The 25,573-nt window shown below is 69.8% G+C and carries 22 protein-coding genes; 7 read left to right on the forward strand and 15 right to left on the reverse strand.

All coding sequences use genetic code 11. The features are described 5' to 3' along the window. Nucleotides 1–85: 85 nt before the first annotated feature. From AB0D57_RS22790 to AB0D57_RS22850, 13 genes are all read right to left on the reverse strand, one after another. On the reverse strand, nucleotides 86–1,405 hold the full coding sequence (locus tag AB0D57_RS22790; protein WP_362075782.1) for a pectate lyase: 1,320 nt from the start codon (nucleotides 1,403–1,405) through the stop codon (nucleotides 86–88). 53 nt (nucleotides 1,406–1,458) lie between these two features. Continuing rightward, the gene (locus AB0D57_RS22795; RefSeq protein ID WP_362075784.1) at nucleotides 1,459–2,262 is read right to left on the reverse strand and encodes a rhamnogalacturonan acetylesterase; all 804 of its coding nucleotides are present in this window, start codon (nucleotides 2,260–2,262) and stop codon (nucleotides 1,459–1,461) included. A 140-nt stretch (nucleotides 2,263–2,402) separates the two neighbouring features. Then, nucleotides 2,403–3,761: a sugar ABC transporter substrate-binding protein gene (locus AB0D57_RS22800; RefSeq protein WP_362075786.1), complete on the reverse strand. Its 1,359-nt coding sequence runs from the start codon at nucleotides 3,759–3,761 to the stop codon at nucleotides 2,403–2,405. Between the two features lie 74 nt (nucleotides 3,762–3,835). Further along, entirely contained in the window at nucleotides 3,836–5,008 is a 1,173-nt protein-coding gene (locus tag AB0D57_RS22805; protein WP_362075789.1) for a pectin esterase, read from the reverse strand. Nucleotides 5,009–5,045: 37 nt separating this feature from the next. Next, on the reverse strand, nucleotides 5,046–6,581 hold the full coding sequence (locus tag AB0D57_RS22810; RefSeq protein WP_362075792.1) for a family 43 glycosylhydrolase: 1,536 nt from the start codon (nucleotides 6,579–6,581) through the stop codon (nucleotides 5,046–5,048). Then, on the reverse strand, nucleotides 6,578–7,432 hold the full coding sequence (locus tag AB0D57_RS22815; protein ID WP_362075795.1) for a PmoA family protein: 855 nt from the start codon (nucleotides 7,430–7,432) through the stop codon (nucleotides 6,578–6,580). Before AB0D57_RS22815 ends, AB0D57_RS22810 begins: the two co-directional genes overlap by 4 nt. Continuing rightward, the gene (locus AB0D57_RS22820; RefSeq protein WP_362075798.1) at nucleotides 7,429–8,607 is read right to left on the reverse strand and encodes a Gfo/Idh/MocA family oxidoreductase; all 1,179 of its coding nucleotides are present in this window, start codon (nucleotides 8,605–8,607) and stop codon (nucleotides 7,429–7,431) included. The genes AB0D57_RS22815 and AB0D57_RS22820 overlap by 4 nt, the downstream gene beginning before the upstream one ends. Beyond that, on the reverse strand, nucleotides 8,604–9,872 hold the full coding sequence (locus AB0D57_RS22825) for a pectate lyase (protein WP_362075885.1): 1,269 nt from the start codon (nucleotides 9,870–9,872) through the stop codon (nucleotides 8,604–8,606). Before AB0D57_RS22825 ends, AB0D57_RS22820 begins: the two co-directional genes overlap by 4 nt. Nucleotides 9,873–9,892: 20 nt before the next feature. Further along, complete coding sequence (locus AB0D57_RS22830; RefSeq protein WP_362075801.1) at nucleotides 9,893–10,795, reverse strand: carbohydrate ABC transporter permease; 903 nt, start codon at nucleotides 10,793–10,795, stop codon at nucleotides 9,893–9,895. Continuing rightward, complete coding sequence (locus tag AB0D57_RS22835) at nucleotides 10,792–11,727, reverse strand: sugar ABC transporter permease (protein WP_362075804.1); 936 nt, start codon at nucleotides 11,725–11,727, stop codon at nucleotides 10,792–10,794. The genes AB0D57_RS22830 and AB0D57_RS22835 overlap by 4 nt, the downstream gene beginning before the upstream one ends. Nucleotides 11,728–11,874: 147 nt before the next feature. Next, nucleotides 11,875–13,620: an L-arabinonate dehydratase gene (gene araD, locus AB0D57_RS22840; protein ID WP_362075807.1), complete on the reverse strand. Its 1,746-nt coding sequence runs from the start codon at nucleotides 13,618–13,620 to the stop codon at nucleotides 11,875–11,877. After that, on the reverse strand, nucleotides 13,617–14,525 hold the full coding sequence (locus AB0D57_RS22845) for a dihydrodipicolinate synthase family protein (protein ID WP_362075810.1): 909 nt from the start codon (nucleotides 14,523–14,525) through the stop codon (nucleotides 13,617–13,619). The genes araD and AB0D57_RS22845 overlap by 4 nt, the downstream gene beginning before the upstream one ends. Further along, nucleotides 14,525–15,190, reverse strand: a complete 666-nt coding sequence (locus AB0D57_RS22850; RefSeq protein ID WP_362075813.1) for a GntR family transcriptional regulator — start codon at nucleotides 15,188–15,190, stop codon at nucleotides 14,525–14,527. The genes AB0D57_RS22845 and AB0D57_RS22850 overlap by 1 nt, the downstream gene beginning before the upstream one ends. Nucleotides 15,191–15,644: 454 nt before the next feature. Here AB0D57_RS22850 and AB0D57_RS22855 point away from each other — a divergent pair, with 454 nt between their 5' ends. After that, on the forward strand, nucleotides 15,645–16,868 hold the full coding sequence (locus AB0D57_RS22855) for an MFS transporter (protein WP_362075816.1): 1,224 nt from the start codon (nucleotides 15,645–15,647) through the stop codon (nucleotides 16,866–16,868). A 138-nt stretch (nucleotides 16,869–17,006) separates the two neighbouring features. On the opposite strand, the gene AB0D57_RS22860 is transcribed toward AB0D57_RS22855, so the two are convergent. Next, nucleotides 17,007–18,206: a hypothetical protein gene (locus tag AB0D57_RS22860; RefSeq protein WP_362075819.1), complete on the reverse strand. Its 1,200-nt coding sequence runs from the start codon at nucleotides 18,204–18,206 to the stop codon at nucleotides 17,007–17,009. Continuing rightward, nucleotides 18,203–19,168 carry a 5-dehydro-4-deoxyglucarate dehydratase gene (locus tag AB0D57_RS22865; RefSeq protein ID WP_362075822.1) on the reverse strand — a complete coding sequence of 322 codons (966 nt, stop codon included), beginning with the start codon at nucleotides 19,166–19,168 and terminating at the stop codon, nucleotides 18,203–18,205. The genes AB0D57_RS22860 and AB0D57_RS22865 overlap by 4 nt, the downstream gene beginning before the upstream one ends. Nucleotides 19,169–19,448: 280 nt before the next feature. On the opposite strand from AB0D57_RS22865, the gene AB0D57_RS22870 reads away from it, so the two are divergent. From AB0D57_RS22870 to AB0D57_RS22895, 6 genes are all read left to right on the forward strand, one after another. Further along, the gene (locus tag AB0D57_RS22870; protein WP_362075825.1) at nucleotides 19,449–20,258 is read left to right on the forward strand and encodes an NAD(P)-dependent oxidoreductase; all 810 of its coding nucleotides are present in this window, start codon (nucleotides 19,449–19,451) and stop codon (nucleotides 20,256–20,258) included. A 276-nt stretch (nucleotides 20,259–20,534) separates the two neighbouring features. After that, on the forward strand, nucleotides 20,535–21,305 hold the full coding sequence (locus AB0D57_RS22875; RefSeq protein WP_362075828.1) for a DeoR/GlpR family DNA-binding transcription regulator: 771 nt from the start codon (nucleotides 20,535–20,537) through the stop codon (nucleotides 21,303–21,305). 122 nt (nucleotides 21,306–21,427) lie between these two features. Then, nucleotides 21,428–22,798 (forward strand): sugar ABC transporter substrate-binding protein, encoded by a 1,371-nt coding sequence (locus AB0D57_RS22880; protein WP_362075831.1) that lies wholly within the window; start codon nucleotides 21,428–21,430, stop codon nucleotides 22,796–22,798. Then, on the forward strand, nucleotides 22,795–23,733 hold the full coding sequence (locus tag AB0D57_RS22885; protein WP_362075834.1) for a sugar ABC transporter permease: 939 nt from the start codon (nucleotides 22,795–22,797) through the stop codon (nucleotides 23,731–23,733). The genes AB0D57_RS22880 and AB0D57_RS22885 overlap by 4 nt, the downstream gene beginning before the upstream one ends. After that, nucleotides 23,730–24,587 carry a carbohydrate ABC transporter permease gene (locus AB0D57_RS22890; RefSeq protein WP_362075837.1) on the forward strand — a complete coding sequence of 286 codons (858 nt, stop codon included), beginning with the start codon at nucleotides 23,730–23,732 and terminating at the stop codon, nucleotides 24,585–24,587. The genes AB0D57_RS22885 and AB0D57_RS22890 overlap by 4 nt, the downstream gene beginning before the upstream one ends. After that, nucleotides 24,584–25,573, forward strand: coding sequence for a zinc-dependent alcohol dehydrogenase family protein (locus AB0D57_RS22895; RefSeq protein WP_362075840.1), 990 nt, complete (start codon nucleotides 24,584–24,586; stop codon nucleotides 25,571–25,573). The genes AB0D57_RS22890 and AB0D57_RS22895 overlap by 4 nt, the downstream gene beginning before the upstream one ends.

The raw sequence follows: 25,573 nt of genomic DNA on the forward strand, positions 1-25,573 counted from the left end.
CCCCAGGGGCCGGAGCGGCGTGCCCGTGGGTGACGGGCGGGTGCGGAACCGCTCCGGCCCGACCAGGAAGCGGGCCGGAGGCGGGTCAGCAGATCTTTCCGGCGCCGGCGCCGCGATCGACGATCCGCGGCACGGCCTTCGGCGAGTCGACCTTCGTCCGCAGCGTCGGCGTCCATCCTGCCCCGGACTGCAGCGTCTCCGCGGGAATTCCCGCGTTGTGGACGGCGATCAGGTCCGTCGGCGCCCCGTTGACGTAGTTGTCGGCGGCGGTGACCGGCGCTTCGTTCCACTTCTTCAGGACCTTCGCGGCGCTGATCCCGTCCGGCAGCGTGAACGCGTTGTGCTCGGCGACGAGTTGGGACTCCTTGCCGATGCCGAAGCTGTAGGCGTACGTGTCGTCGGCCACGAAGTGGTTGTTGTAGGAGTCGACCTGGCCGAAGCGGACCCGGGGTGCGCGCTCGACGAGGCCCGAGAACAGGTTGTGGTGGAAGGTGACCTTCAGGTGCCCCCGGTCCCCCACGGCCGTCGACTCGCTGTCGCTGTTGCCGATCAGGATCGTCTTGTCGTGCTCGGTGAAGACGTTCCAGGAGGCGGTGACGTAGTCGGCGCCCCGGACGATGTCCAGCTCGCCGTCGTGCTGCTGGTAGAGCATGCCGAAGTAGGTCGGCGCCGCGCTGTCGGGGTGGGCGCCGTCGGTGAACGTGTTGTGGTCCAGCCAGACATGGGTGGAGCCGTAGACGACGGCGGTGTCGTACTCGGAGTTCCAGTTGCCGGTGGAGCCGTCGGTGGGGTCCCACTGGGGGAAGCAGTCCACAGGGCTCTCGAAGGTGAGATTGCGGACGATGACGTTGTCGACGCGGGTGATCTGGAGGCTGGCGCCCTTGAACCCGGCGTTCTTGCCGACGCCGATGATGGTGGTGTTGGCGGGGACGTTCGCCTTGATGGACGTGGACTGGTGGGCGGCGGAGACCCGGCGCAGCCCCTCGGGGCTGTCGTCCGGCTCGGCGCTGAGGTCCGTGTCCAGGCCCCAGCTCTCCGGGGAGTACGTGGCCAGGTAGGCGTCGAAGTCGTAGCCGGGCGCCGCGAGGGAGTCGCAGCCCTCGGCGACCGCGTCGATCGTGCCCTTGACCCGGATGATCTTCGGCGCGGTGCCGCCGTCCTCCAGCGCGGCCTTGAACTCGGCCCAGGTGGTGACGGTGTAGACGTGCGCGGCGTCGGCGGCCGCACCGCCGGTGGTGCCCGTGCCGTCGGAGGCCCAGCCGTCACCGGCGGCGAGCGTCTGGCGGCCGGGGTCGCGGGGCTGCGCCTGAGCGGTGGTACCGGTGACGGCGAGCACGAGCGCGGTGCACCCGATCAGCACCCCCACCTTTGCCATGGCATGCCCATGCCATATGTGTGTGTTCACTGTGCGGCTCTCCTTCTGCGGAAGCGGGGAAGTGCGAAAGCGCGGAACGGGGGTTACGCGGTGGCGTCCGGCCAGGTGATCCAGGACTCCGGGACGTCCTCGTCGAGCCGGCGCACATCCCGGGGCGCTAGCACCCTCCGGTGCAGCAGCTCGGCCACGACGAGCCGGGCCACGGCGATCGCACCCGGCGGATTGAAGTGCGTGTTGTCCTGCTCGGTCGCTGTCCAGTTGAAGTACGCCTTGGTCTCCTCGACGCCGAGCTTCTGCCACAGCGCGAGCGACAGGGCCTGGACGTCGAGCAGCGCGACGAGCCCGTCCTCGGCCAGGGCGCGCATCGCCGCCGGGTAGTCGCCGTGGGTCGCCACGGCGTTGCCGTCCACGTCGAACTTTCTGCGCTCCACGGCGGTGGCCAGCACCGGCCGCGCGCCCCGGGCCCGCGCCCCGTCGACGTACTGCCGCAGATGGTCCTGGTACGTCGTCCAGGGCTCGGTGTAGCGCGTCGGGTCGGCGGACTTCTCGTCGTTGTGGGCGAACTGGATGAGGAGGAAGTCACCGGGCCGGATCGCCTCGAAGATGACGTCGAGGTGCCCCTCGTCGATGAAGCTCTTCGAACTGCGGCCGTTCAGCGCGTGGTTGGAGACCTTCAGGTCCCCCCGGAAGAAGAACGGGAGTGCCATCCCCCAGCCCGTCTCGGGCGCGGCGTCGGCGTACTTCTGGGCGGCGGTGGAGTCACCGGCGATGTAGAGGGTGCGGTGCTTTCCGGGGGCGGGCGCCGCGAACGCGGGTGCCGACGCGGCGACAGCGAGCGGGACGGCGGCAAGCGCCGCCGAGGTGACCTGTCTGCGACTTAATGACACGACGGTGTGCCTTTCAGAAGAGGGGATGGTCCCCCGCGCCCCGTTGTCAGGGGCGCGGGGCTCTCACATATGCGGCTCCGCCGCGTGGGCGCGACCAGCCACAGCGGGCCCGCAGCCGAATGACAGCCAATCCCGCGGAGCTACTGCTGCTGCTTCCACTCCTCCTGCGCCGTGTTGAGCTGCTCGGCCATCGTGTCCAGGAAGTCCTTCGCGCTCATGTCGCCGAGCAGGACCTTCTGGAAGTTCGGCTCGTTGTCGGTCTTGGAGAGGGTGTTCCAGTCCGGCAGGTAGTACGGCAGCTGGACGATCGTGGTGGAGCCGTCGGTGAGGGCCCCGGCCGCGAGCTTGGTCGGCTCGGCCTTGCTGATCCACTCGTCCTTGGCGGCCTCGTTGTTGGCCGGGATCTGGCCCGCCGACTCGTTGAACTTGGAGCTCTCGGCGTGCGAGGACGCGAACTCGATGAACTTCCAGGCGGCCTCCTTGTTCTTGGAGCTCTTGAACAGGCCGAGGCCGTCGACCGGGTTGGACACCTGCACGCGCTTGCCGCCGGGGCCCGTGGGCTGCGGAATGCCGCGGAACTTCTCCGTGCTCAGCGCCTTCACGTGGTCCTGGTAGGAGCCCAGGTTGTGGTTGAGCATGCCGATGGTGCCGGAGTCCCACTGGGCGACCATCTTGGTGAAGTCGTTGTTGAGGTCGGCCGACGGAGTGGTCTTCTTGAAGAGGGCCGCGTACTTCTCCAGCGCCGCCACGTTCTTCGGGTCGTTGAGCGTGGTCTTCTCACCGCTCGCGTCCCAGAAGGACGTGATGCCGGACTGTCCGTAGGCCGCGTCCAGCGCCTGCGCGATGGAGCCGGCGCCGCCGCGGATCGTATAGCCGAACTTGTTGTCCCCCGCGTCGGTGAGCTTGTCGGCGGCCTCGTAGAACGCGTCCCAGGTCGTCGGCGCCTCAAGGCCCGCCGCCTTGAACAGGTCGGTGCGGTAGTAGAGGACACCGTTGTTGGCGGAGGTCGGGATCGAGTACATGTGCTCCTCGGAGCCTCCGGCCGACTTCACCGACTCGATCATGCTCTCGTTGAGCTTGCCGCTCAGGGGGGACTGGGCGAGGCGGTCCTCCAGCGGCTCCAGCGCGTCCTGGGCGGCGATCCCGGCGAGCATCGCCGCGCCGACGCCGCCGACGTCCGGCAGCCCGCCGCCCTGGATGGCCGTGTCGTACTTGGACTGCACCTCGGTGGAGGAGACCCCGACGTACTTCACGTGGATGTCCGGGTTCGCCTTCTCGAAGTCGGCGATGACCTCCTTCCAGATGTCGGTGCGCACACCGCCGTTGTTGTCCCAGAAGACGATCTCTCCCTTGCCGCTGCCCTCCTCGCCCGCGTCACCGCCCGCGCCGCTGCCGTCGTCACCGCAGGCGGTGGCGGTCAGCGCGAGCACGGCGCTCAGGGCGACGGCGACCGGTATGCGGCGCCCGCCTGTGCTGCTTCTGCGAATGCTGATCTTCATTGGTCGGCTCTCTTCTTCTGGATTCAACGAGGTGGTGAAGTGGTGGGGGTCTGTGGACCGCCGAGCGACGGCGCTCAGCGGTGCTGGGCGTGCGGCGCCCAACCGTCCGTGCCAGCCAGGTGGTCGGCGACGGTGTACGTGGCCGCGTCCACGGCGGCCTGGACCGTGGGGTACTCGGCGGGTACGTGCGGCTCGACGGTGCCGCCGATCCGCTTCTGCGGCCCGGAGTAGCGCGTCACCAGGGCCGGGACGGCCGCGGCCGGATCCAGCCGGTAGGCGTAGAAGTCGCGCGGGTCGAAGGCCGTACCCCACGCGTCGTGGCGCCCGCTCGTGCCCTTCAGAATGGACCCGCGCTGCACCAACTCGGCCGTGGCATCGGCCTGATAGGGATGCTGGACCCCGTCGTAGTAGCTGTTCTCGATGACCATTTTGGTCTGCCCGCGCGACCAGTTGCCGTACGTCCAGACCGGGTCGCCATCCGCTACCTGCGCCGACAGATAGTTGTTGTAGAGGTGCGCGTAGGCGCAGTTGTCGGCGGACGGATTGCGCTGTTTGGTGCCGCTGAACCAGTTGTGGTCGATGGTGATCTGCGTCTTGACGTCGGTCGTCCAGCCGATGCCGAGTGCCTTGTTGTGGTTGCTGAACTGGTTGTAGGAGACGGTGATGTACTGGCTGTCCTTGCGGATGTCGAGCAACCCGTCGCCCATGTGCGTGAGCCGGTTGTGGTCGATCCACACGTGGTCGACGGTGTCCATCTGGATCGCGTCGAAGTCCTGGGTCTTGCCGTCCCAGTCGCCCTCGACGTACGAGTCCCGGATCGTCAGATTGCGGATGATCACGTTGTGCGTACCGGGGTTCAGGTGCAGCTCCCCGTGGACGATCTCGCCGGTGTCGCCGACGCCGATGATCGTCTTGTTCGAGGTCACGACGATGTCGGAGCCGAAGGGCTCGACGGCGATGGCCCCCGAGACCCGGATGACGTACGGCTCCGGTGCCGCCGCGTACCGGGCCAGCGAGACCGGGTCGGTGACGGTGACGACCTTGCCGCCCGCGCCGCCGGTGGTGCCTCCGGCGAGGGAGGCGAAGCCGTGCGGCCGGTCGCTCCAGCGGGACTCCTTCGGCGCGGGGGTCCCGGCCCTCGCCTCTCCCACGGCTCCGAGGCACAGGGCGGCGACGAGGCCCACGACGGCGGCCAGGACCCTCCCGTACCCCGGTCCTGGCAAGCGCTTGCTATGGAGGTGCGTCATTGCGGCTCCCAACAGGCGGACGAGTGGATACGGCCCCTCAGCGGGCCGGGTTTGCGGTGATACGGAACTGCGTGAACGAGGCCGCGCCGGCGTGTCCCCCGCCGACGGGCGCGAGCGCGAAGAGTCCGAGCAGGGCGCCGACCCAGCGCCAGGGGGTGGCGGCGAAGACGGGGCCCGAGGGCTGCCGGCCGCCCCCGACGTCGTAGGAGAAGCGGCAGCGCGCTCCCGCGCCGGTCTCGATCCACAGCCGCGCCCGCCCGTCGGGGGCCACCTGCGGATGCGCCGCGTCGCGCTCCTGCTCGGCGACGGACTCGGCGAACCGGTGCACGAGTCGCACCGAGCCGTCGGTCTCACGCTGGAGCCCGATCCAGCTGAACGCGTCCCCGAGGACGGCGAGCCCCGCCCGTGCACCCGGCTCCGCGCTGTCGAGTCGCAACTCCACCTCGACGGTGGCGGCGATCCCGGGCAGCCGCTGGGTGAGGACGTTCGGCAGCTTGCGCAGATCGTGCGCGTCCACCGTCCGTACGCAGCTCAGTCGCAGCCCGTCGCCGGAGTGCTGGGTGGCCCAGCCGTCCTGCGGGTTGGCGGTCCACTGCCACTGCCGCCCGAACCGGCCGCCGGGGAAGTCGTCGTCGGTGGCCGGTGCCGACAGCGGCTGGCGCGGCAGATTCGGTTTCCCGTGTACGGCGACGGGGGCGCCCTCGTCGCCGAGCACCGGCCAGCCGTCCGGGCCCCAGCGCAGCGGCTGGAGGTGGACGACACGCCCGTACGGGCCGCGCTGCTGGAAGTGCGCGAACCAGTCCTCGCCGACCGCCGTGCGGACCCAGCCCCCCTGATGCGGGCCGTTCACGTCCGTCTCGCCCTGCTCGAGGACGATCCGCTCCTCGTACGGGCCGAAGAAGCCGCGCGAGCGGAAGGCGCCCTGCCAGCCGGTCTCCACTCCACCGGCGGGCGCGAAGATCCAGAACCAGCCGTCGTGCCGGTAGAGCTTGGGCCCTTCGAGGGTGAACCAGCCGGGAATCCGGTCGGCGTCGACGATGACCTTGCCCTCGTCGAGCAGCCCGGTGCCGTCGGGGCGCATACGGTGCCCGGTGAGCCGGTTCTTCACGCCCGATCGGGACTTGGCCCAGGCGTGCACCAGATAGGCCTCGCCGCTCTCCTCGTCCCACAGCGGGCAGGCGTCGATGAGCCCCTTGCCCTCCTTGACCAGGTGCGGCCGGGTCCAAGGTCCTCTGATCTCGGGGGCGTTGACCTGGAAGATCCCGTGGTCGGGGTCGCCCCAGAAGATCCAGAAGCGGTCGTCGTGGTGGCGCAGGGACGGCGCCCACACCCCGCAGTCGTGCCGGGGCTTCCTGAACTCGCGGGCGGGCTCCAGGCGTTGCAGCGCGTGGCCGACGAGCGTCCAGTTGACCAGGTCGCGGGAGTGCAGCAGCGGCAGGCCGGGGGCGCGGCCGAAGCTGGAGGCGGTCAGGTAGAAGTCGTCGCCCACACGGAGCAGGTCGGGGTCGGACCAGTCGGCGTCGAGGACGGGGTTGCGGTAGGTGCCGTCGCCGAGGTCGGAGGAGGGGATCACGGGCTCACCGCCTTGCGGACCAGGGCCGCGGCCTCGACCCGGTCGAGGCCGCCGTCCGCGACGACGGTGACGACACGGCGTACGACCGTCTCGCCGGCCGCGACCGGCAGCCGCTCGTCGTGCGCGAGGGACGAGCCGACGCCCGGGTATTCGGTGGTGCGCACGAACCAGGGGTCGCGGCGGGTCGCCTCGGTGGCCCCGGCGAAGACCAGGGTCCAGTCGGCTCCCGCGAGGGCGAGCCAGTCGGCGCGGGTTCCGTGCACCGCCTCCTCTCCCTCGGTGTCGGCGGTGTAGACACGAGGCGCCTCGGCCTCCTTGCGGGCCCGCCAGAAGAAGCCGCCGTAGGCCGCGCCGGGCCGCCCGTTGGTGGCGGGGCTGCCGATGGAGAGCCCGTGGTCTGTGGTGTTGGTGAGGGAGAACGTGAAGTCCAACACCCATGCCGTGTCGGTCAGTTCGGTCACGGCGACCGTGCGGCGCTCGCGCAGCAGCTCGCCGCCCGCGGCCACCCAGCGCAGCTCCTCCACGAAGCCGTCCGGGTCGCGCAGCTGGAAACCCGCGTGCCGCTGCGCGCCGTGGTTGACGAGCTCGGTGGGCCCCTGGTCACGCACATAGGTGCGCCCGCCCCAGAAGTTGTGCCCCTCGACGTCGGGAACGGCGACACCGACGCCGAGGTGGTGTGCGTGGTCGGCGGGGCTGAGCTCGGTGACAGCCGTGCCGGCGAGCGTGGTGACGGGATGGACGTACGGACGCGGCGAGAGCCGGGGCGGCAGTTCGGGCCGGGTGATGTAGCGGCCGACGGGGCGGCCCGCGACACGCAGGACCAGTGCGTCATTGCTCATCGTCTGGTTCATCGGGTGCTCACCTCGTTCGAGAGTGCCTCACCGGGTACCGCCCATGAGGCGCCCAGCTCGGAGTAGAGGGCGAGGGTGTCGGCGGCGGCCGCGACGAGTCCGTCGATGCCGTGCACGACCCGGCGGTTCTCCTCGGGGATCAGGTCCCAGGCCTCGACGGGCAGCGCAAGGGGGTCGGGCGCTTGTCGAATCGCTTCCACGACCTTCATGAAGGCGCCCGTCGACTCCGGCGTGACCAGCAGTTCCGCGCCGTCCGTCAGATGCGCGACCAGGTTCTCCAGCAGGTCCGTGCGGCCGTACTCGATCTCCTGCGGACCGTGCCCGGACCGCTGCACGAGCACGCGGTCCTGCTTGTACCAGAAGGTGATGCGGCCGCTGCTGCCGTGCACCAGGACGTACGGCTCGTCGGGCCGCTCGGCGCAGAGCGTGGCGGCGACGGTGACGCGGCGGCCGCGCGCGGTGGTGACGCGGACGCATGAGGTGTCGTCGGACTCGATGGCGTTGGCGCGCAGCAGCTCGGTCTCGATCGCGGTGATGTCCTCGGCCCGGGTGGCACCGTCCAGCGCGAGGGCGGTGGCGACGGCGTGCGCGAGGGGGTTGGTCAGCGCGCCGTCGACCACGTCCACGCCGTTCAGCCGGCGCCTGCCCGCCCACGGCGCACGCCGGTAGTACGCCTCGTCACGCGCCCAGGCCCCGGCCCCGCCGACCCCGGCCACCGTGCCGACCACGCCCTGCGCGATCAGCTCCCGGATCGCCGGCACGGCGTGCGAGCCGAGCGACTGGAAGCCGATCTGACAGACGATCCCGGCTGCCGCGACCCCGTCGGCCATCCGCCGGAACTCGGCGTACGACGGCGCGGGCGGCTTCTCCAGCAGCAGATGTACGCCCTTGCCGGCGGCGATCAGCGCCAGGTCGGTGTGGGTCGGGATGGGCGTGCAGATCACGGCGATCGCGGCGCCCGTGGAGTCGAGGAGGGAGGCGAAGTCGGCGGACTGTTCGGGTGACCCCAGTCCGTCGAGTTCCTCGTCCGTGAGCGGCGTCAGCTCGCAGATGCCCGCCAGTCGCACCAGCCCTTTGTCCTGGAGTCGGCGGATGTTCTGCAGATGCCAGCGGCCGTGTCCTCGCGCGCCCGCGAGGACGACGGGCAGGGGCATGTCCAGTGCTCGGGTGCTCATCGGATCCTCCCCGCGCCCGCGCCGCGCGCCACGGCGCGGTCGGCCTGTCGGGCGCTGTCGATGGTCCCGTGCAGCGTGGGTGTCCAGCCGACATCGGCCGTCAGGTCCCGCTCGCTGCCGGAGTTGTACGCGTTGTAGATGGCCAGGAGATCGACGGGGAAGCCGTTGAAGAGCGTCCCGGTCTGGTGCAGGGCGGTGCCGTTCCAGCTCTTCACGAGGTCGGCGGCCTCGACGTGGCCGGGGGTGGTGAAGGCGTTGTTCTCGGCGTAGAGCGCCGACTCGGTGGAGACACCGAGCGAGTAGCGGTACTCGGCGTCGGCGGGGACCACGTACCGGTTGTTGTAGACGTGCACCTGTCCGAAGCGGACGCGCGGCGCGCGCTGGACGACGGAGTCGAACTCGTTGTGGTGCAGGGTGACGCGAAGTCTGCCTCGGTCCCCGGTGGCCGAGTCGCTGTTGCCGATGAGCATCGCCTTGTCGTGGCCGGCGAACCGGCTCCAGGAGACGGTTACCAGGTCGGAGCCGTTCGTGATGTCCAACAGGCCGTCGTGGCGCAGGTAGTTGCGGGCGAAGTAGGTGGGCTCCTTCGCGTCGGGGTGGCCCTCGTCGCTCGCCGTGATGTGGTCGACCCAGACGTGGGTGGCGCCGTTCAGCCAGAGGGTGTCGTACGCCGTCTTCCAGTCGCCCAGGCCGCCGGTGTTGGGCTGCCAGACGGGGAAGCAGTCGTAGGCGTCGCGGAGTTCGAGGTTGCGGACGATGACGTTGTCCGCGTTCTTGACCTGGAGGCTCGCGCCCTTGAGCACGGCGCCGGAGCCGAGGCCGACGAGCGTGGTGTTCGATCCGACGGGAAGCACGATCCGCTCGGCCTGCGCGGCGGCGGAGGCCGAACGGGCCTCCTCCTGTGCGCCGCTCGGCTTCGCCGCGCCCCAGGTGCGGGGGTCGTACGCGGCGAGGTACTTCTTCAGGTCGTAGCCGTCTCGCGCGTAGTCGTCGCAGTCCAGGTGGCGGCCGGCGTCGTCGGTGTTGGCGTCGATCGTCCCGGCGACCTTGATGATCTTCGGGGTGGCGCTGCCGCCGTCGAGGGCGCGGACCAGTTCGGCACGGGTGCGTACGGTGAACACATGGGCGTCGTCGGCGGCGGCGCCGCCCGTGGTACCGCCGTCGGCGGCGGCCCAGCCGTCGTCGGCCGCGAGGGTGTCGCGGCTGATGTCACGGACGTCGGCGTGCGCACCCGGTGCGGTGAGCAGGCCCGCCAGGACCACCACAGGCACGAATCGATGGATTCTCAACCCTTCACCGCCCCTGCACTGAAGCCGGTGATCAGCCACTTCTGGATGAAGGCGAAGACGATGACGACGGGGACCGCGGCGATGATGCCACCGGCGGCGAGCGCGCCCAGGTCGACGCTGTCGGAGCTCATCAGGGTGTTGAGGCCGACGGGGATCGTCTGCTTGCTCTGGTCGCTGAGGAACATCAGGGCGAACAGGAAGTGGTTCCAGGCGTGCACGAAGGCGAAGGAACCGACAGCGATCAACCCGGGCCGCAGCAGCGGGAGTACGACGATCCGGAAACCGGTGAAGCGGTTGCAGCCGTCCACCCACGCGGCCTCTTCGAGGGAGTACGGGACATTCCTGATGAACCCGCTGATGAGGATCATCGACAGCGGCAGCTGGAAGACCGTCTCGGCGATGATGACGCTGCCCAACGAGTTGATCATCTGAAGTTCGGCGAAGATCTGGAAGAGCGGGACGAGGAGCAGCGCGCCCGGGACGAACTGCGAGCAGAGCAGCGCCAGCATGAAGCCGCGCTTGATCTTGAAGTCGAAGCGGGCGAGGGCGTAGCCGCCGGCGAGGGCGACGACGGTGGTCATCACCAGCGTGGCGAGGGCGATGAGCACGCTGTTCTGGAAGTAGGTCCCGAAGCTTCGCTCGGTCCACACCTTGTCGAAGTGCTCGAAGGTCATGGGCCACGGCACCAGCGAGGTCGAGCCGGCCGGACGCAGGGCGAAGAGCAGGATCCAGTAGAAGGGGATCAGGGTGAAGAGCAGATAGATGCCGAGCGGGAGGTAGATGTGCCAGCGCGGGACCTCGTCCCAGGCGCGGCGCTTCTTGCGCGGGCGCTGCCGGGGCTCGTCGGCCATCGGGGCGGGCGCCGCCGGGGCGCTGATCGTGGCGTCCTCGGTGATCACTTGTCCCCGCCTCCGAACTTGCTCAGTCGCAGATAGACCATCGAGAAGAACAGCAGAATCACGAATGCGACCGTGGTCAGTGCGGACGCATAGCCGAAGTTGTGCGCGTCGACGCTGGTGTTGGCGATGTAGAGGGGGAGTGTCGTGGTCTCGCCCGCGGGACCACCGCCCGTCAAGGTGTAGAGCAGGTCGACGTTGTTGAACTCCCACACCGCGCGCAGCAGCGTGGACAGGATGATGGCGTCCTTCAGGTGCGGCAGCGTGATGTGCAGGAACTGCTGGAAGCGGCTGGCGCCGTCGACCTCGGCGGCCTCGTACAGGTCCTTGGAGACGGACTGGAGGTCGGCGAGGATCAGGATCGCGAAGAAGGGGACACCGCGCCACAGGTCGGCGACCACGGCCGCCGGGAAGACGGTGGCGGTGTCCGACAGCCAGCTGGTGCCGTACTGCCCGATCCCCGCGTCCGCGAGGTAACGGGTGATGCCGGTCTGGGAGTTGTAGAGCAGCACCCAGATCGCGGAGGTCAGCACACCGGAGACGGCCCACGGCGAGAAGACCAGCGCGCGGCCGACCGCCCTGCCGACGAAGGTCTGGTTGACGATGAGTGCGAGCGCCAGCCCGAAGAGGAGCTGCAACCCGACTTCCACGACGACCCACTTGGCGCTGAAGGTCAGCGTGTCCCAGAACTGCGGGTCGTCGGTGAAGGCGTGCACGAAGTTGTCGAAGCCCGCGAAGCCGTTGCGCCACGGCTTGGTCGGGTTGTAGTTCTGCAGGCTGTAGTAGAAGACGCTGATGACCGGGTAGGCGATGAAGCCCAGCATCAGCAGCCCCGCGGGGGCGATCAGCAGATACGGGAGCCTGCGGGGCGTCGCCGAGCCACGGCGCCGCCGGGGTGGCGCGGGCTGTTTCGCCACGGCTGCGGCTTGGGCCATGACAGTTCTCCGTTCTAGCGGGTGCCGTGGAACGCTTGCTGTGGTGCTCCAGAAAGCGCTTGCTCGGTACAGATGGGTGAAGCGCTTCGCATACGGTGTTCGAAATCTCGGCCGACGTAGGGCGCGGTCGTGCGTACGTACGTGCCGTCAGCCCGCGTACGGGTCCTGCACCTTGCCCGGCCGGGCCAGAAACGCGAAGTCGCAGCCGGTGTCCGCCTGGGTGATCTGCTCGTTGTAGAGCGCTCCGTAGCCGCGCTCGTACCGTTCGGGCGGCGCCGTCCACTCCGCCCTGCGCCGCTCCAGCTCCACGTCGTCCACGTTGAGTCGGAGCGACCGTTCCTCGACGTCGAGGGTGATCGTGTCCCCGCTGCGCACCAGGGCGAGCGGTCCGCCGACGTACGACTCGGGCGCCACGTGCAGCACACAGGCGCCGTAGCTCGTCCCGCTCATACGGGCGTCGGAGATCCGCACCATGTCCCGTACACCCTGCTTCAGCAGGTGGTCGGGGATCGGCAGCATCCCGTACTCGGGCATGCCCGGACCGCCCTTGGGTCCGGAGTTCCGCAGCACCAGCACGCTGTCCGCGGTGATGTCGAGGGACGGGTCGTTGATGGTCCGCTGCATGGTCTTGTAGTCGTCGAAGACGACCGCGGGCCCGGTGTGCTTGAGCAGCTGCGGTTCGGCGGCGATGTGCTTGATGACCGCGCCGTCGGGGCAGAGGTTGCCGCGCAGGACGGCGACTCCGCCCTCGGCCGCGACGGGGTTCTCCCTGGTCCGGATGACGTCGTCGTCGTGCACCAGGGCGCCCGCAAGCTGCTCGCGCATGCTGTCGTACGACACCGTCGGCCGGTCCAGGTGCAGCAGATCGGTGATCCGCGACAGGAAGCCGGGCAGACCGCCGGCGAAGTGGAAGTCCTCCATGAGGTACTTCTCGCCGCCGGGCCGGACGTTGGCGAGCACGGGCACGGTCCGCGCGATCCGGTCGAAGTCGTCGAGCGTGAGCGTGACGCCGACCCGTCCGGCCATGGCGATCAGATGGATCACGGCGTTGGTGGAGCCGCCGAGTCCGAGCACCGTCGTCACCGCGTCCGCGAAGGCGTCCTCGGTGAGGATGTCGGACAACTTCCGGTCCTGACGGACGAGTTCGACGATCCTGAGGCCGGACGCGGCCGCCATCCGGTCATGGCCGGAGTCGACGGCGGGGATGCTGGACGCGCCGGGAACCGTCACCCCGAGCGCCTCGGCGGCGGCCGTGAGCGTGGACGCCGTACCCATGGTCATGCAGTGACCGGGCGAGCGGGCGAGTCCGCTCTCCAGTTCGGTCATCTCGCAGTCACCGATGAGCCCGGCGCGCTTGTCGTCCCAGTACTTCCACATGTCGGTGCCGGAGCCGAGGACCTCCTTGCGCCAGTGACCGGGCAGCATGGGCCCGGCAGGCACGAACACGGCCGGCAGGTCGACGGAGGCGGCGCCCATCAGCAGCGCGGGCGTGGACTTGTCGCACCCGCCCATCAGCACGGCACCGTCCACGGGGTACGACCGGAGCAGTTCCTCGGTCTCCATGGCGAGCAGGTTGCGATACAGCATCGGGGTCGGCTTCTGGAAGGTCTCGCTGAGCGTGGAGACCGGGAACTCCAGCGGAAAGCCCCCTGCCTGCCACACCCCCCGCTTCACGGCCTGCGCGCGGTCCCGCAGGTGCACATGACACGGGTTGATGTCGGACCAGGTGTTCAGGATGGCGATGACCGGCTTGCCCAGGTGCTCCTCGGGCAGATAGCCGAGCTGGCGCGTGCGGGCCCGGTGGCTGAAGGAGCGCAGCCCGCCCGTGCCGTACCACTGGTGGCTGCGGAGTTCCTCCGGACGTTTCGGCTCACGTCCTTCAGGGGCGCTCATATGGACCACCCCGCGGCGATGGCGGCGACTTCCGCGCGCTCGGACTCGGGCAGTTCTTTGCTCGGGGGCCGTACCTCGCGGCGGCACAGGCCGAGCGAGGCGAGGGCTTCCTTGACCACGGTGACGTTGTTGGCGGAGGCGTTGGCCGCGCGCAGCTCCTCGAAGCGGCGGATCTGCTCCCAGACCTTCATGGCGGCCGGGAAGTTGCCGGATCGAAGCGCTTCGATCATGTTCAGCGAAACGGACGGGGCGACGTTCACGAGCCCGGAGGTGAAGCCGGTGGCACCCGCGGAGAAGTACGAGGGCGCGTACGGCTCGGCGAGCCCCGCGACCCACACGAACCGTTCGAGTCCCGCGTCCCGGGCGAAGGCGGCGAAGCGGGCGGCGTCCGGCACCGCGTACTTCACGCCGACGACGTTCGGGCAGATGTCGGCGAGCTCGGCGAGGCGCATGCCGGGAAGCAGCGGATTGCGGATGTACGGGACGACGCCCAGCTCGGGCACGGACTCGGCGATCGCCCGGTGGTAGTCGACCCAGCCGCCCTCCGAGACGTACGGGTGAACGGGCTGATGGACCATCACCATCTGTGCCCCGAGCCCACGGGCGTGCCGTGCGGCCGCGACGGCGGTCGGCACGTCGTGTCCGACCCCGACCAGGACGGTGGCCCGCTCGCCCGCCTCGTCGATCGTCAACTCCGTGACGAGCTGCCGCTCTTCGGGGGTCAGGGCGTAGAACTCACCGGTGTTGCCATTGGGGGTCAGGGTACGGACGCCACCGTCGAGCAGCCGACGCAGCAAAGCCCGGTGAGTGTCGCGGTCGATCGTCCCGTCCTCCGCGAAGGGGGTCACGGGAATCGCCACGACCTCGGCGAGCGCCGCCCGCTGGGTCTCGTACGTCGCTGTCATTACTGTCCATCCTCTTCCTGGTCCTCTTCCCGGGGCTGGGGGAAGGCACGTTGCACGAACGACGCGATGTGGGCGTGCAGCGCGCGGGCCGCGCCGTCGGAATCACCGTCGAGGGCGAGGCGCAGAATCTCCCGGTGCTCGCTCGCCTCCCGCTCCCAGGACGGGTCGGCGGCCCAGGCGACGGCCGACACCAGAGCGGCCTGATCGCGGACCTCGTCGAGCATCCGGCCGAGCAGCGGATTGCCGCAGGGCATGTACAGCGCGCGGTGGAACTCCCGGTTGGCCAGGGAGCGTTCGGCGGTGTCGGAGGCATCGTCGGCGCGGGTCAGCGCGTCCTGCGCGGCGGTGAGCGAGGCCCCGCGCCGGACGGACCGGCGCAGCGCCTCCGGCTCGAGGAGCAACCGCACGTCGTACACCTCGCGCGCCATGTCCGCGTCCACCATGCGCACCGTGACACCCTTGTACTGGCTCATCATGACGAGTCCGGTACCGGCCAGGGTCTTGAGCGCCTCGCGCACCGGCGTCTTCGACACCCCGAACTGCGCGGCGAGCTCGGTCTCGACGAGAGCCTGTCCGGGGGTCAACTGCCCGGTGAGGATGCGGTGTTTGATCCCCTCCAGCACGAACTGCGTGCGGGACGGGATCGGAATGGGCACAGAGGTCATGCGCGCCTCTCGGATCTCACGGATCGGATCTCACGTAGGGGATCTCGCATATCGCGTCTCATATATGACGTACGAAGTACGACGCGATGAAAGTAGGAGCACGCATGTGTTTCGTCAACGCTTCTGACAAAAGAAGTTGGGACGACTCACGGAGTACTCACGGCGCGGGCCCTGTCCGGGGACGTCGAGCACGAGGTGTTCCGCGCGTTCACGATCGCGATGCCGACCGGCGTACACCCCGTCCTGGTGGCGCCGGTTTCATGTGCCTACGCAACTCGACGAGGCCGGCGCCGGTCCCGGCATCGGCCTCGTTTCCCTCCGCCCGCGCGGTCTCGTCACGGCTTGCGGCCAGGGTCGCGGCCGCTGAGCCCGATCACCCGATCCAGCAGCGGCGCGCCGTCTAAGGCACTTGCCCGATCCCAGGACCGCCGCCTTAGCACCACGATCACCTGCCATGACATGGACAGTGGCGCGCGTCCTCCGTGACCGCAACGCGGGGTTGTACCTGGCCGCGGTGATGGTCTCCGGCTTCGGAACGTCGGCGATGTGGCTGGTGTCGGGCATCTGGGTCAAGGACCTGACGGGCTCGAACGGCCTGGCGGCCCTGTGCGCGTTCGCCCTCTGGGCGCCCACGCTGATCGGCCCCCTCCTGGGCACCCTGGCGGACCGCACCCGCCGCCGACCGCTCCTGATCGGCGCGAACCTCATGCTGACCGCGCTCCTGCCGCTCCTGTGCACCGTGAACACCTCGGCCCGCCTCTGGATCCTCTTCACCGTGCTCCTGATCTACGGCGCGGTAGGCGTCGTCCACGACGCGGCCGAGTCCGCCCTGGTGGCCACGGCGGTCGACAGGACCCTCCTCGGGGACTTCAACGGCCTGCGCATGACGGCCAACGAGGGCATGAAGCTGCTGGCTCCGCTCGCCGGGGCGGGCCTCTACGCGGCGTACGGCGGCGCACGGGTCGCGCTCCTCGACGCCACGACGTTCGCACTGGCGGCCGGGATGTGCGCGCTGCTGCGGGTCCGCGAGGCCCCGCCCACCCGGGACACCTCGGACTGGCGGGCCCGGACGGCCGAGGGCGCCCGCTACCTCTGGCGCCACCCGCGGCTCCGGCCGCTCGTCCTGGCCGGCGGCACGACCATGCTGTTCGCGGGCCTCAACGGCGCCACGATCTACGCCGTCGCCGAGGGGCTGGGCCACTCCCCCACGTACGTCGGCCTCCTCTACGTCGTCCAGGGCGCCGGCTCGGTACTGATCGGCCCGGCCTCGGGCCACCTCCTACGGCGCCTCGGCGAGCGCCGCTTCGCCGCGTACGGCATCGCCCTCACGGCAGTCGCGGTCGCCCTCCGCGCGATCCCGTCCGACGCGGTGGCCCTGACCTGCAGCGCGGCGATCGGCGTCGGCCTCCCCTGCGTCCTGATCGCCGCCTACACCGCCGTCCAGCGCGCAACCCCGCCGCCGCTCCTCGGCCGCACCACCGCCACCGCGAACACCCTCATATACGCCCCGAACGCCCTCGGCCTCGCCGTCGGCGCGGGTCTGGTCGAACTGGTCGACTATCGGCTGCTGCTGGTCCTGCTGGGCCTGACCCTCCTCATGACGCCGGCACCTCTCCTGCGCGGCATGGGGTTCGGCCCAGGTCACTCGGACACGTCATCCGTCGCACATGGCGGGTAGAAGGGCTCAGGCCGAAGCGGGGCAGGCGGGCCGGAGGCCGTACCCCGTGGCATCCGCACCGACGGCGCGCTCCCTGGCGCCCGGCCCAAGCCCCGTGGCCTTGTCACCGAGGCGAGCCGCGCACTACGAGAACGGCGATCAGCCCACCACCCCCGCCAACACCCCCCGCACCACCTCAAGATCCCCGTCCGAAGCCAACCCCGCGTGATACAGCCGCAGTTCAGTCGCCCCCAGGGAAGCCGCCCGAGCGACGTCCTCCGCCAGTGTGCCCGGGCTGCCCCCCATCCCCGACACGACCGTGAAGTTGGCGGCCAGCACAGCTCCAGAACCACCACCGGCAGCACCCCGCCCCCGCTCCGCGAAGGCGAACGGCGTCAGCACCCCCGCCCCGCCCGTACACGGCACCACCACCCCGTCCGCCACGGACAGAATGTGCCCGGGATCGACCCCGGCGTTCGCGCCGCAGTGGTAGGACACGGGATCGGCGTGCAGCAGCACCTGGAACCCGGCCGGCGCGGCCGCTCGTACCGCCGCGACGGTCGTCTCCTGGAGTGAACGGGCCACGCCCTCACGCCACGCGCGCGTGGCGCCCGCGACCTCGCTTCCGAGGAGCTTCTCGATCTCCGGCCAGCCGCCGTCCGAGGGCGCCGCACCCCGCCACACCGGTTCCAATGCCTCCCGCACGGCCGAGGCCAAGTCGTCCGCGTCGAGCCCGTACCCCCCGTACCCGTCCCGGCAGGTCGCGCAGAAGCACAACGACATCAGGTACTGCCCGGCGTCCCCGAGCCCCACCCCGCCGATCTTGTCGTGGGCGTGCAGATGCGAAACCCCGTACCAGCCGAGTGACTCCAGCTCCGCACCCCGGGCCCCGGGGCGCACCGCCGCCTCCACCGCCAGGTCGGTCAGATAGGCCCGCGTATCGGCCTGGGCGATGCAGGGCGCCCACTCGTACCGGTCCCCGTACGCGTTGACGACGGACGTGGCCGGATGTTCCGCCCCCAGCCGGGAGTTGTGCGCGAGGACCACCCAGGTGTGGACGTCCAGCCCGGCTTCGGCGAGCGCGGCGGCGGCCTCCCCGTACGCGTCGCCGGGCGCCCAGTCCCCGGCGGCGTACGGCCGCAGTGCGCGTCCCTCCCACCGCGCGTCGTCCACCGGGTACAGGACGGCCGCGTGCGACGCCGTCACGATCCGGTGCCGGGGGTGACGAGGCGTCAACGCGCGCGTGGAGTGGTACGCGGACGCGAGCGTCACCTGCTGCACGCCGAGCCCGGCGATCCACTCGGCCGCCTCCGGATCCCCGACGACGTCCCACGGATAGACGAATGCCGACGCCTTCACGCGCCCTCCCCCGCCCCTTCGGCTCCCGCCGACTCCAGCAACGCGTACCCACGCTCGATCAGCTGTGCGAGCTGCTTGACGTGCTCCTCGGTCGGCTCGCGCAGCGGCGGCCGCACCTCGCCCACGTCCAGTCCCCGCATCCGAACCCCCGCCTTGACCAGCGACACGGCGTACCCGCGCCCCTGGGAGCGCAGATCCACGAACGGCCGGTAGAACCCGTCCAGCAACCGGTTCACGACAGCGTCGTCCCCGTCGTTCAGCGCGCGGTGGAACGCCGACGCGATCTCGGGCGCGAAGCAGAAGGCCGCGGACGAGTACAGTGTGATCCCGATCCCCCGATACGCGAGCCCCGTCAGTTCGGCGGTCGGCAGCCCGTTGAAGTACAGGAATTCTCCCGGCACTTCGCTGCGCACCGCGCTCACGATCCGCTGCATCAGCTCCAGATCGCCCTGCCCGTCCTTGAGGCCGATGATCCGCTCCGTGCGAGCCAGTTCGACCACGGTCTCGGGCGTGAACACGGCGTTGTCGCGCTGGTACACGATGACGTCCAGCGAGGTGGCGGCGGCGAGCTCCCGGTAGTGCCGCAGCAGCCCCTCCTGATCCGCGACCACCAAGTACGGCGGCATGGCGAGCAGTCCGTCGGCCCCGGCCTCCTCGGCGAGCCGCGCGAACCGTACGGCGAGCGCCGTGCCGTACCCCGCGCCCGCGACGACCGGCACCCGACCGGCCGTCTCCGCCACGGCCGCCCGTACACAGTCCTGGAACTCCTCGGGGGTGAGCGCGTGGAACTCCCCGGTGCCGCAGCAGGCGAACACGGCGGCGGCACCGGCCTCGACCCCGCGCCGGACGTGCGCGCGGTAGACGTCGAGATCGAGGGCGCCGTCGTGGCCGTACGCCGTCACGGGGAAAAACAGTGGCCCGCTGGGGATGTTGAGCCGGGCGGCAAGGGGGGCTGACGTCACGGACTCTCCCTAAAGCAGATGCTCACGAAAGCAGGTGCTCACGCACACGACATCGGTGCATGTTTCTGATCCATGTCTATATTTCTGAACGCTCCCACGCTAAAGCGCGACCTAAGGGCCGGTCAAGCACACAAACCCGCAACACGGCAGCGAATTCACCACCTCTGCGCGACACTTGACGCGGCAGGCCCCGGCTCCCTAGCGTGTCCACAGATGTGAACCCTGTACACGAATACGTCCGCTGGACGCGGCACATCGACCCGTACGAGGAGACACCCGCATGCCCGCTCCCCGCACCGTTCTGCTCACCGGCGCCGCCGGCGGACTCGGCACCCTGATGCGCGGACTGCTGCCGGACTACGGCTATGAGCTGCGCCTCCTCGACCTGCTCCCCATCGAGGGAGCACCGGACGCGATCACCGCGGACCTCGCCGACCGGGCCGCGCTGCGCGAGGCGGTACGCGGTGTCGACGCGATCATCCACCTCGCGGGCATCTCCCTGGAAGCCTCGTTCGACAAGATCCTCAAGGCCAATATCGAGGGAACGTACAACCTGTACGAGGCGGCACTGGAGGAGGGCGTACGACGCATCGTCTTCGCCTCCTCCAACCACGCCGTGGGCTTCACGCCGCGCCCGCAGGGCGACGACCCCTTGATCCCGATCGACACCCCGCGCCGCCCGGACACCTTCTACGGCCTCTCCAAGTCCTTCGGTGAGGATCTGGCCCAGTTGTACTGGGACAAGCACGGCCTGGAGACGGTCTCGGTCCGCATCGGCTCCTGCTTCGCGCAGCCCACCAGCATCCGCATGCTCTCCGTCTGGATGAGCCCCGAGGACGGCGCCCGCCTCTTCCACGCGGCCCTGACCGCCGAGGACGTACGGCACACGGTCGTCTACGGCTCGTCCGCCAACACCCGCCTGTGGTGGGACCTGTCCACGGCCAGGGCGCTGGGGTACGAGCCCCAGGACGACTCCGAGCCGTACGCCGAGAAGCTCATCGCCGAGCAGGGTGACCTCGACCCGGACAACCCGGACCACGCCCACCTGGGCGGCCACTTCACCACGCACCCGCCGATCTGGCCGTACTGACCACCCAGCAGGGGCACAAGAAGAGCGGGCGGGCACCGAACGGGCCCGCCCGCTCCCCTGTTCGGGCACGAACCCTGCCCGATCCCACCTCCCCACCCGCTCCGCCCCAGGTCCGGCACGGGCACCCGCGCCGCCGAACGGGCCCAGCCGGGCATCATCGGGCATGCAACAGGCCTGGTCAGTGCCGCACACCCGCTGTAGAACTTCCTCCAAGGCCCCGAACGAGCCCCATCGGGCCCGAACGGGCAGCCGTACAGGACGCAGCGCAGGAAGCAGGTGTCGGCCATGACCGCGGAAGAACGTCAGCGGGAGATCGTCCGGGCGGCCCGCCGTACAGGCTCGGTCGACGTCACCGCGCTCGCCGCCGAACTGGGCGTCGCCAAGGAGACCGTACGGCGCGATCTGCGCGCCCTGGAGGACCACGGCCTGGTACGCCGCACCCACGGCGGCGCCTATCCCGTGGAGAGCGCCGGCTTCGAGACGACGCTCGCCTTCCGCGCCACCAGTCACGTGCCCGAGAAGCGCCGGATCGCGAGCGCCGCGGCCGAGCTCCTCGGGGACGCCGAGACCGTCTTCATCGACGAGGGATTCACTCCACAGCTCATCGCCGAGGCACTGCCCGGGGACCGGCCGCTGACCGTGGTCACCGCCTCGCTGGCCACGGCGGGTGCGCTCGCCGAGGCGGACAACACGAGCGTCCTGCTGCTCGGCGGCCGGGTCCGCCCCGGCACGCTCGCGACCGTGGACCACTGGACGACGAAGATGCTCGCCGGCTTCGTCATCGACCTGGCATACATCGGCGCCAACGGCATCTCCCGCGAACACGGCCTCACCACCCCCGACCCGGCGGTCAGCGAGGTCAAGGCCCAGGCGATCAGGGCCTCCCGGCGCACGGTCTTCGCGGGCGTGCACACCAAGTTCGGAGCGGTCAGTTTCTGCCGCTTCGCGGAGATCACCGCCCTGGAAACGATCGTCACGAGCACACTGCTCCCGGCGTCCGAGGCGCACCGATACTCCCTGCAGGGCCCTCAGGTCATTCGGGTCTGATCGGAATCCACCCCGGGTCCGAGCCGAATCCGATCCGAGTCTGAAAACCCAACCGACCCACTACATCGGCATCACATCACCCACACCCACCCCATATATACCGATACGTCCAGGAGCGATCCATGCGAACCCAGAGCCGACGGAGGCCGCGAGCCACGCTCGCCATGGCCGCCGCAGGGACGCTGCTCGCCCCGCTGCTCTCCGGCTGTTGGGTCGGAGCGGGCGGGTCCGGTTCCGGCGGCAACTCCATCAACGTCCTCATGGTGAACAACCCGCAGATGGTGGAGCTGCAGAAACTCACCAAAGCCCACTTCACCAAAGAGACCGGCATCAAGGTGAACTTCACCGTCCTGCCCGAGAACGACGTCCGCGACAAGATCAGCCAGGACTTCGCCAACCAGGCCGGCCAGTACGACGTCGCCACCCTCTCCAACTACGAGATACCGATCTACGCCCGCAACGGCTGGCTGCACGAGATGGACTCGTACGTCGCCCAGGACAGCGCGTACGACGAACAGGACATCCTCACACCGATGCGCCAGTCCCTCACCGGCGACGACGACAAGCTCTACGGCCAGCCCTTCTACGGCGAGTCGTCCTTCCTGATGTACCGCAAGGACGTGTTCGAGGAGAAGGGCCTCACCATGCCCGAGCACCCGACCTGGACGCAGGTGGCCGACCTCGCCGCCGAGGCCGACGGCGCCGAGTCGGGCATGAAGGGCATCTGTCTGCGCGGCCTGCCCGGCTGGGGCGAGGTCATGGCGCCGCTCACCACGGTCGTGAACACCTTCGGCGGCACCTGGTTCGACAAGGACTGGAAGGCCCGGCTCGACTCCCCCGAGTGGGAGGCGGCGACCAAGTTCTACGTGGACCTGGTCCGCGAGCACGGTGAGTCCGGCGCGGCCCAGTCCGGCTTCGCCGAGTGCCTCAACAACATGACCCAGGGCAAGACGGCCATGTGGTACGACGCCACCTCCGCCGCCGGTTCACTGGAGTCGGCCAACTCCCCGGTCAAGGGCAAGATCGGCTACGTACCGGCGCCCGTCGAGAAGACCGAATCCGCCGGCTGGCTCTACACCTGGGCCTGGGGCATCCAGGACGCGTCCCGCAATCCCGACAAGGCCTGGAAGTTCGTCTCCTGGGCGTCCGGCAAGCAGTACGAGCAGCTGGTCGGCGACGAGATCGGCTGGTCCGACGTCCCGGCCGGCAAGCGCGCCTCGACCTACACGAACCCCGCGTACGTCAAGGAGGCCGCCGCCTTCCAGGAGATGACGAAGGACGCCATCGAGGGCGCCCGGCCCACCGACCCGGGGGTGCAGCCGCGCCCCGCGCCCGGCATCCAGTTCGTCGGCATCCCCGAGTTCACCGACCTCGGCACCAAGGTCTCCCAGGAGATCAGCGCGGCCATCGCCGGACGCCAGTCCGTCGAGTCGGCCCTGAAGAAGTCCCAGCAGCTGGCCGAGGAGATCTCCGAGGAGTACGAGGGACGATGACCGCCACGACGACAGCCCCACTGGCCGCACCATCCGTACGCGCCCAGAAGCCCCCCTCCGGCCGACTGCGCGCCTGGGCCACCCGTGCCCCGCTCCTCCCGGCCCTGATCTTCATGATCGCCGTGACCCAACTCCCGTTCGTGGCCACGCTGGTGATCTCCTTCTTCGACTGGAACTCCCTGTACCCGGACGCCCGTCGCTTCACGGGCTTCGCCAACTACTCGGAGGTCCTGACCGACGCGGACCTGCGCCACTCGGTGTGGACGACGGTCCTGCTGACGGTGGCCGTGGTCCTGGCCAGCCTGGTCCTCGGCCTGGTCCTGGCCCTGCTCCTGGACCGCAAATTCCGCGGCCGCGGCATCGTCCGCACCCTCCTGATCGCCCCCTTCCTGGTGGTCCCGGTCGCCGCGGCCCTGCTCTGGAAACATGTGCTCTACAACCCTGAATACGGCCTGCTCAATGGGTTGTTGCACTATGTGGGCGGCCCACAGCCGGACTGGATCTCCAACACCCCGCTGCTCGCGGTCGAGGCATCGCTCGTCTGGCAGTGGACGCCGTTCATGATGCTGATCCTGCTGGCGGGCCTGCAGAGCCGTGACCAGCAGCAGATCGAGGCGGCCCGGGTGGACGGCGCGAGCGACTGGCAGATCTTCCGCCACCTCACGCTCCCCCACCTGCGCCGCTACCTCGAACTCGGCGCCCTGCTCGGCTCGATCTACATCGTGCAGAACTTCGACGCGGTCTTCACGATCACGTCCGGCGGCCTCGGCACCGCCAACCTCCCCTACACCGTCTACCAGAGCTTCTACCAGGCCCACGAGAACGGCCTCGCCTCGGCCGCGGGCGTCCTGGTCGTCATCGGTTCGATCATCATCGCGACGTTCGCGCTGCGTGTGGTGTCGTCCCTGTTCCGCGAGGAGGTGTCCCGCGCATGAGTGCCACCGCTGTACGTGTACGTCCCCGCCGCACCCGCGGCCGCGGAGCGGGTCTGGGCCTGGCCGCCTGGCTGCTCGGCATCCTGTTCTTCCTGCCCATCGCCTGGATGGCCCTGACGTCCTTCCACTCGGAGGAGGACGCGGCGACCAACCCGCCCTCCTTCGGCGCCGCCCTCACCCTCGACGGCTACCGCGAGTTCTTCGGCACGGGCGGCGGCGCGAGCCCATGGCCGGCGCTGCTCAACTCCACGGTGGCGTCGGCGGTCTCCACGCTCTGCGTCCTGCTCCTAGCCTTCCCGGCGGCGTACGCGCTCTCCATCCGCCCGGTGAAGAAGTGGACGGACGTCCTGTTCTTCTTCCTGTCGACGAAGATGCTGCCGGTGGTGGCGGGCCTCCTGCCGATCTACCTCTTCGCGAAGAACACCGGGATGCTGGACAACATCTGGCTGCTGGTCATCCTCTACACCTCCATGAACCTGCCGATCGCGGTGTGGATGATGCAGTCCTTCCTCGCCGAGGTCCCGGTGGCGGTGATCGAGGCGGCGCAGATAGACGGCGCGAGGCTGCCGACGATCCTGGCCCGCGTAGTGGCCCCGATAGCCCTCCCCGGCATCGCCGCGACAGCCCTCATCTGCTTCATCTTCAGCTGGAACGAACTGCTGTTCGCCCGAGTCCTCACCGGCGTGGTGGCCGAGACAGCCCCCGTCTTCCTCACCGGCTTCATCACCAGCCAGGGCCTGTTCCTGGCCAAGGTGTGCGCCGCGTCGCTCGTCATCTCCCTGCCGGTACTCGCCGCGGGGTTCGCCGCCCAGGACAAACTGGTCCAGGGCCTGTCACTGGGAGCCGTGAAATGAAGGCCGCCGTCATCGAGTCCGTGGGCCGCGCCGTCGTCACCGAGGTCCCGGACCCGACGCCAGGCCCCCGCGAGGTCGTCGTCGAGGTCGCGGCCTGCGGCCTGTGCGGCACGGACCTGCACATCCTCCAGGGCGAGTTCGCCCCCAAGCTGCCGATCGTGCCGGGGCACGAGTTCGCGGGCGAGGTGGTCGGGGTGGGCACCCAGGTCACGGAAGTCTCGGTCGGCGACCGAGTGGCGGTGGACCCCTCCCTCTACTGCTACGAGTGCCGGTACTGCCGTACGGGCCACAACAACCTCTGCGAGCGCTGGGCCGCGATCGGTGTGACAACGGCGGGCGGAGCGGCCCAGTACGCGGTGGCTCCGGTGGCCAACTGCGTACGGCTGCCCGAGCACGTCCGCACCCAGGACGCGGCGCTGGTGGAGCCGCTGTCGTGCGCGGTCCGGGGCTACGACCTCCTGCAGTCCCGCCTGGGCGCCCACGTCCTGATCTACGGCTCCGGGACGATGGGCCTGATGATGCTGGAGCTGGCCAAGCGGACGGGTGCCGCGAGCGTGGACGTCGTGGACGTGAACCCGGCCCGGCTGGAGACGGCCCGCGGCCTCGGTGTCTCCGCGGCCGCCGCGAACCCCGACGAACTGGACCGGCCGCAGGGCTGGGATCTGGTCGTCGACGCGACGGGCAACGCGGCGGCGATCCAGGACGGCCTGGACCGGGTGGCGAAGGCGGGGACGTTCCTGCAGTTCGGGGTGGCCGACTACGCGACGCGCGTGACGATCGACCCGTACCGCATCTACAACCAGGAGATCACCATCACCGGCTCCATGGCGGTCCTGCACAGCTTCGAACGCGCGGCTGAACTCTTCGCCGGGGGCGTCCTCGATCCGGACGTCTTCATCAGCGACCGCATCCCCCTGACCAGCTATCCCCAGGCACTGGACCAGTTTGCGTCCGGGGTCGGCAGGAAGATCGTGGTGGTGCCGTAG

It is taken from the genome of Streptomyces sp. NPDC048275 (genome assembly GCF_040652275.1).
In the GTDB taxonomy this organism is placed as follows: domain Bacteria; phylum Actinomycetota; class Actinomycetes; order Streptomycetales; family Streptomycetaceae; genus Streptomyces.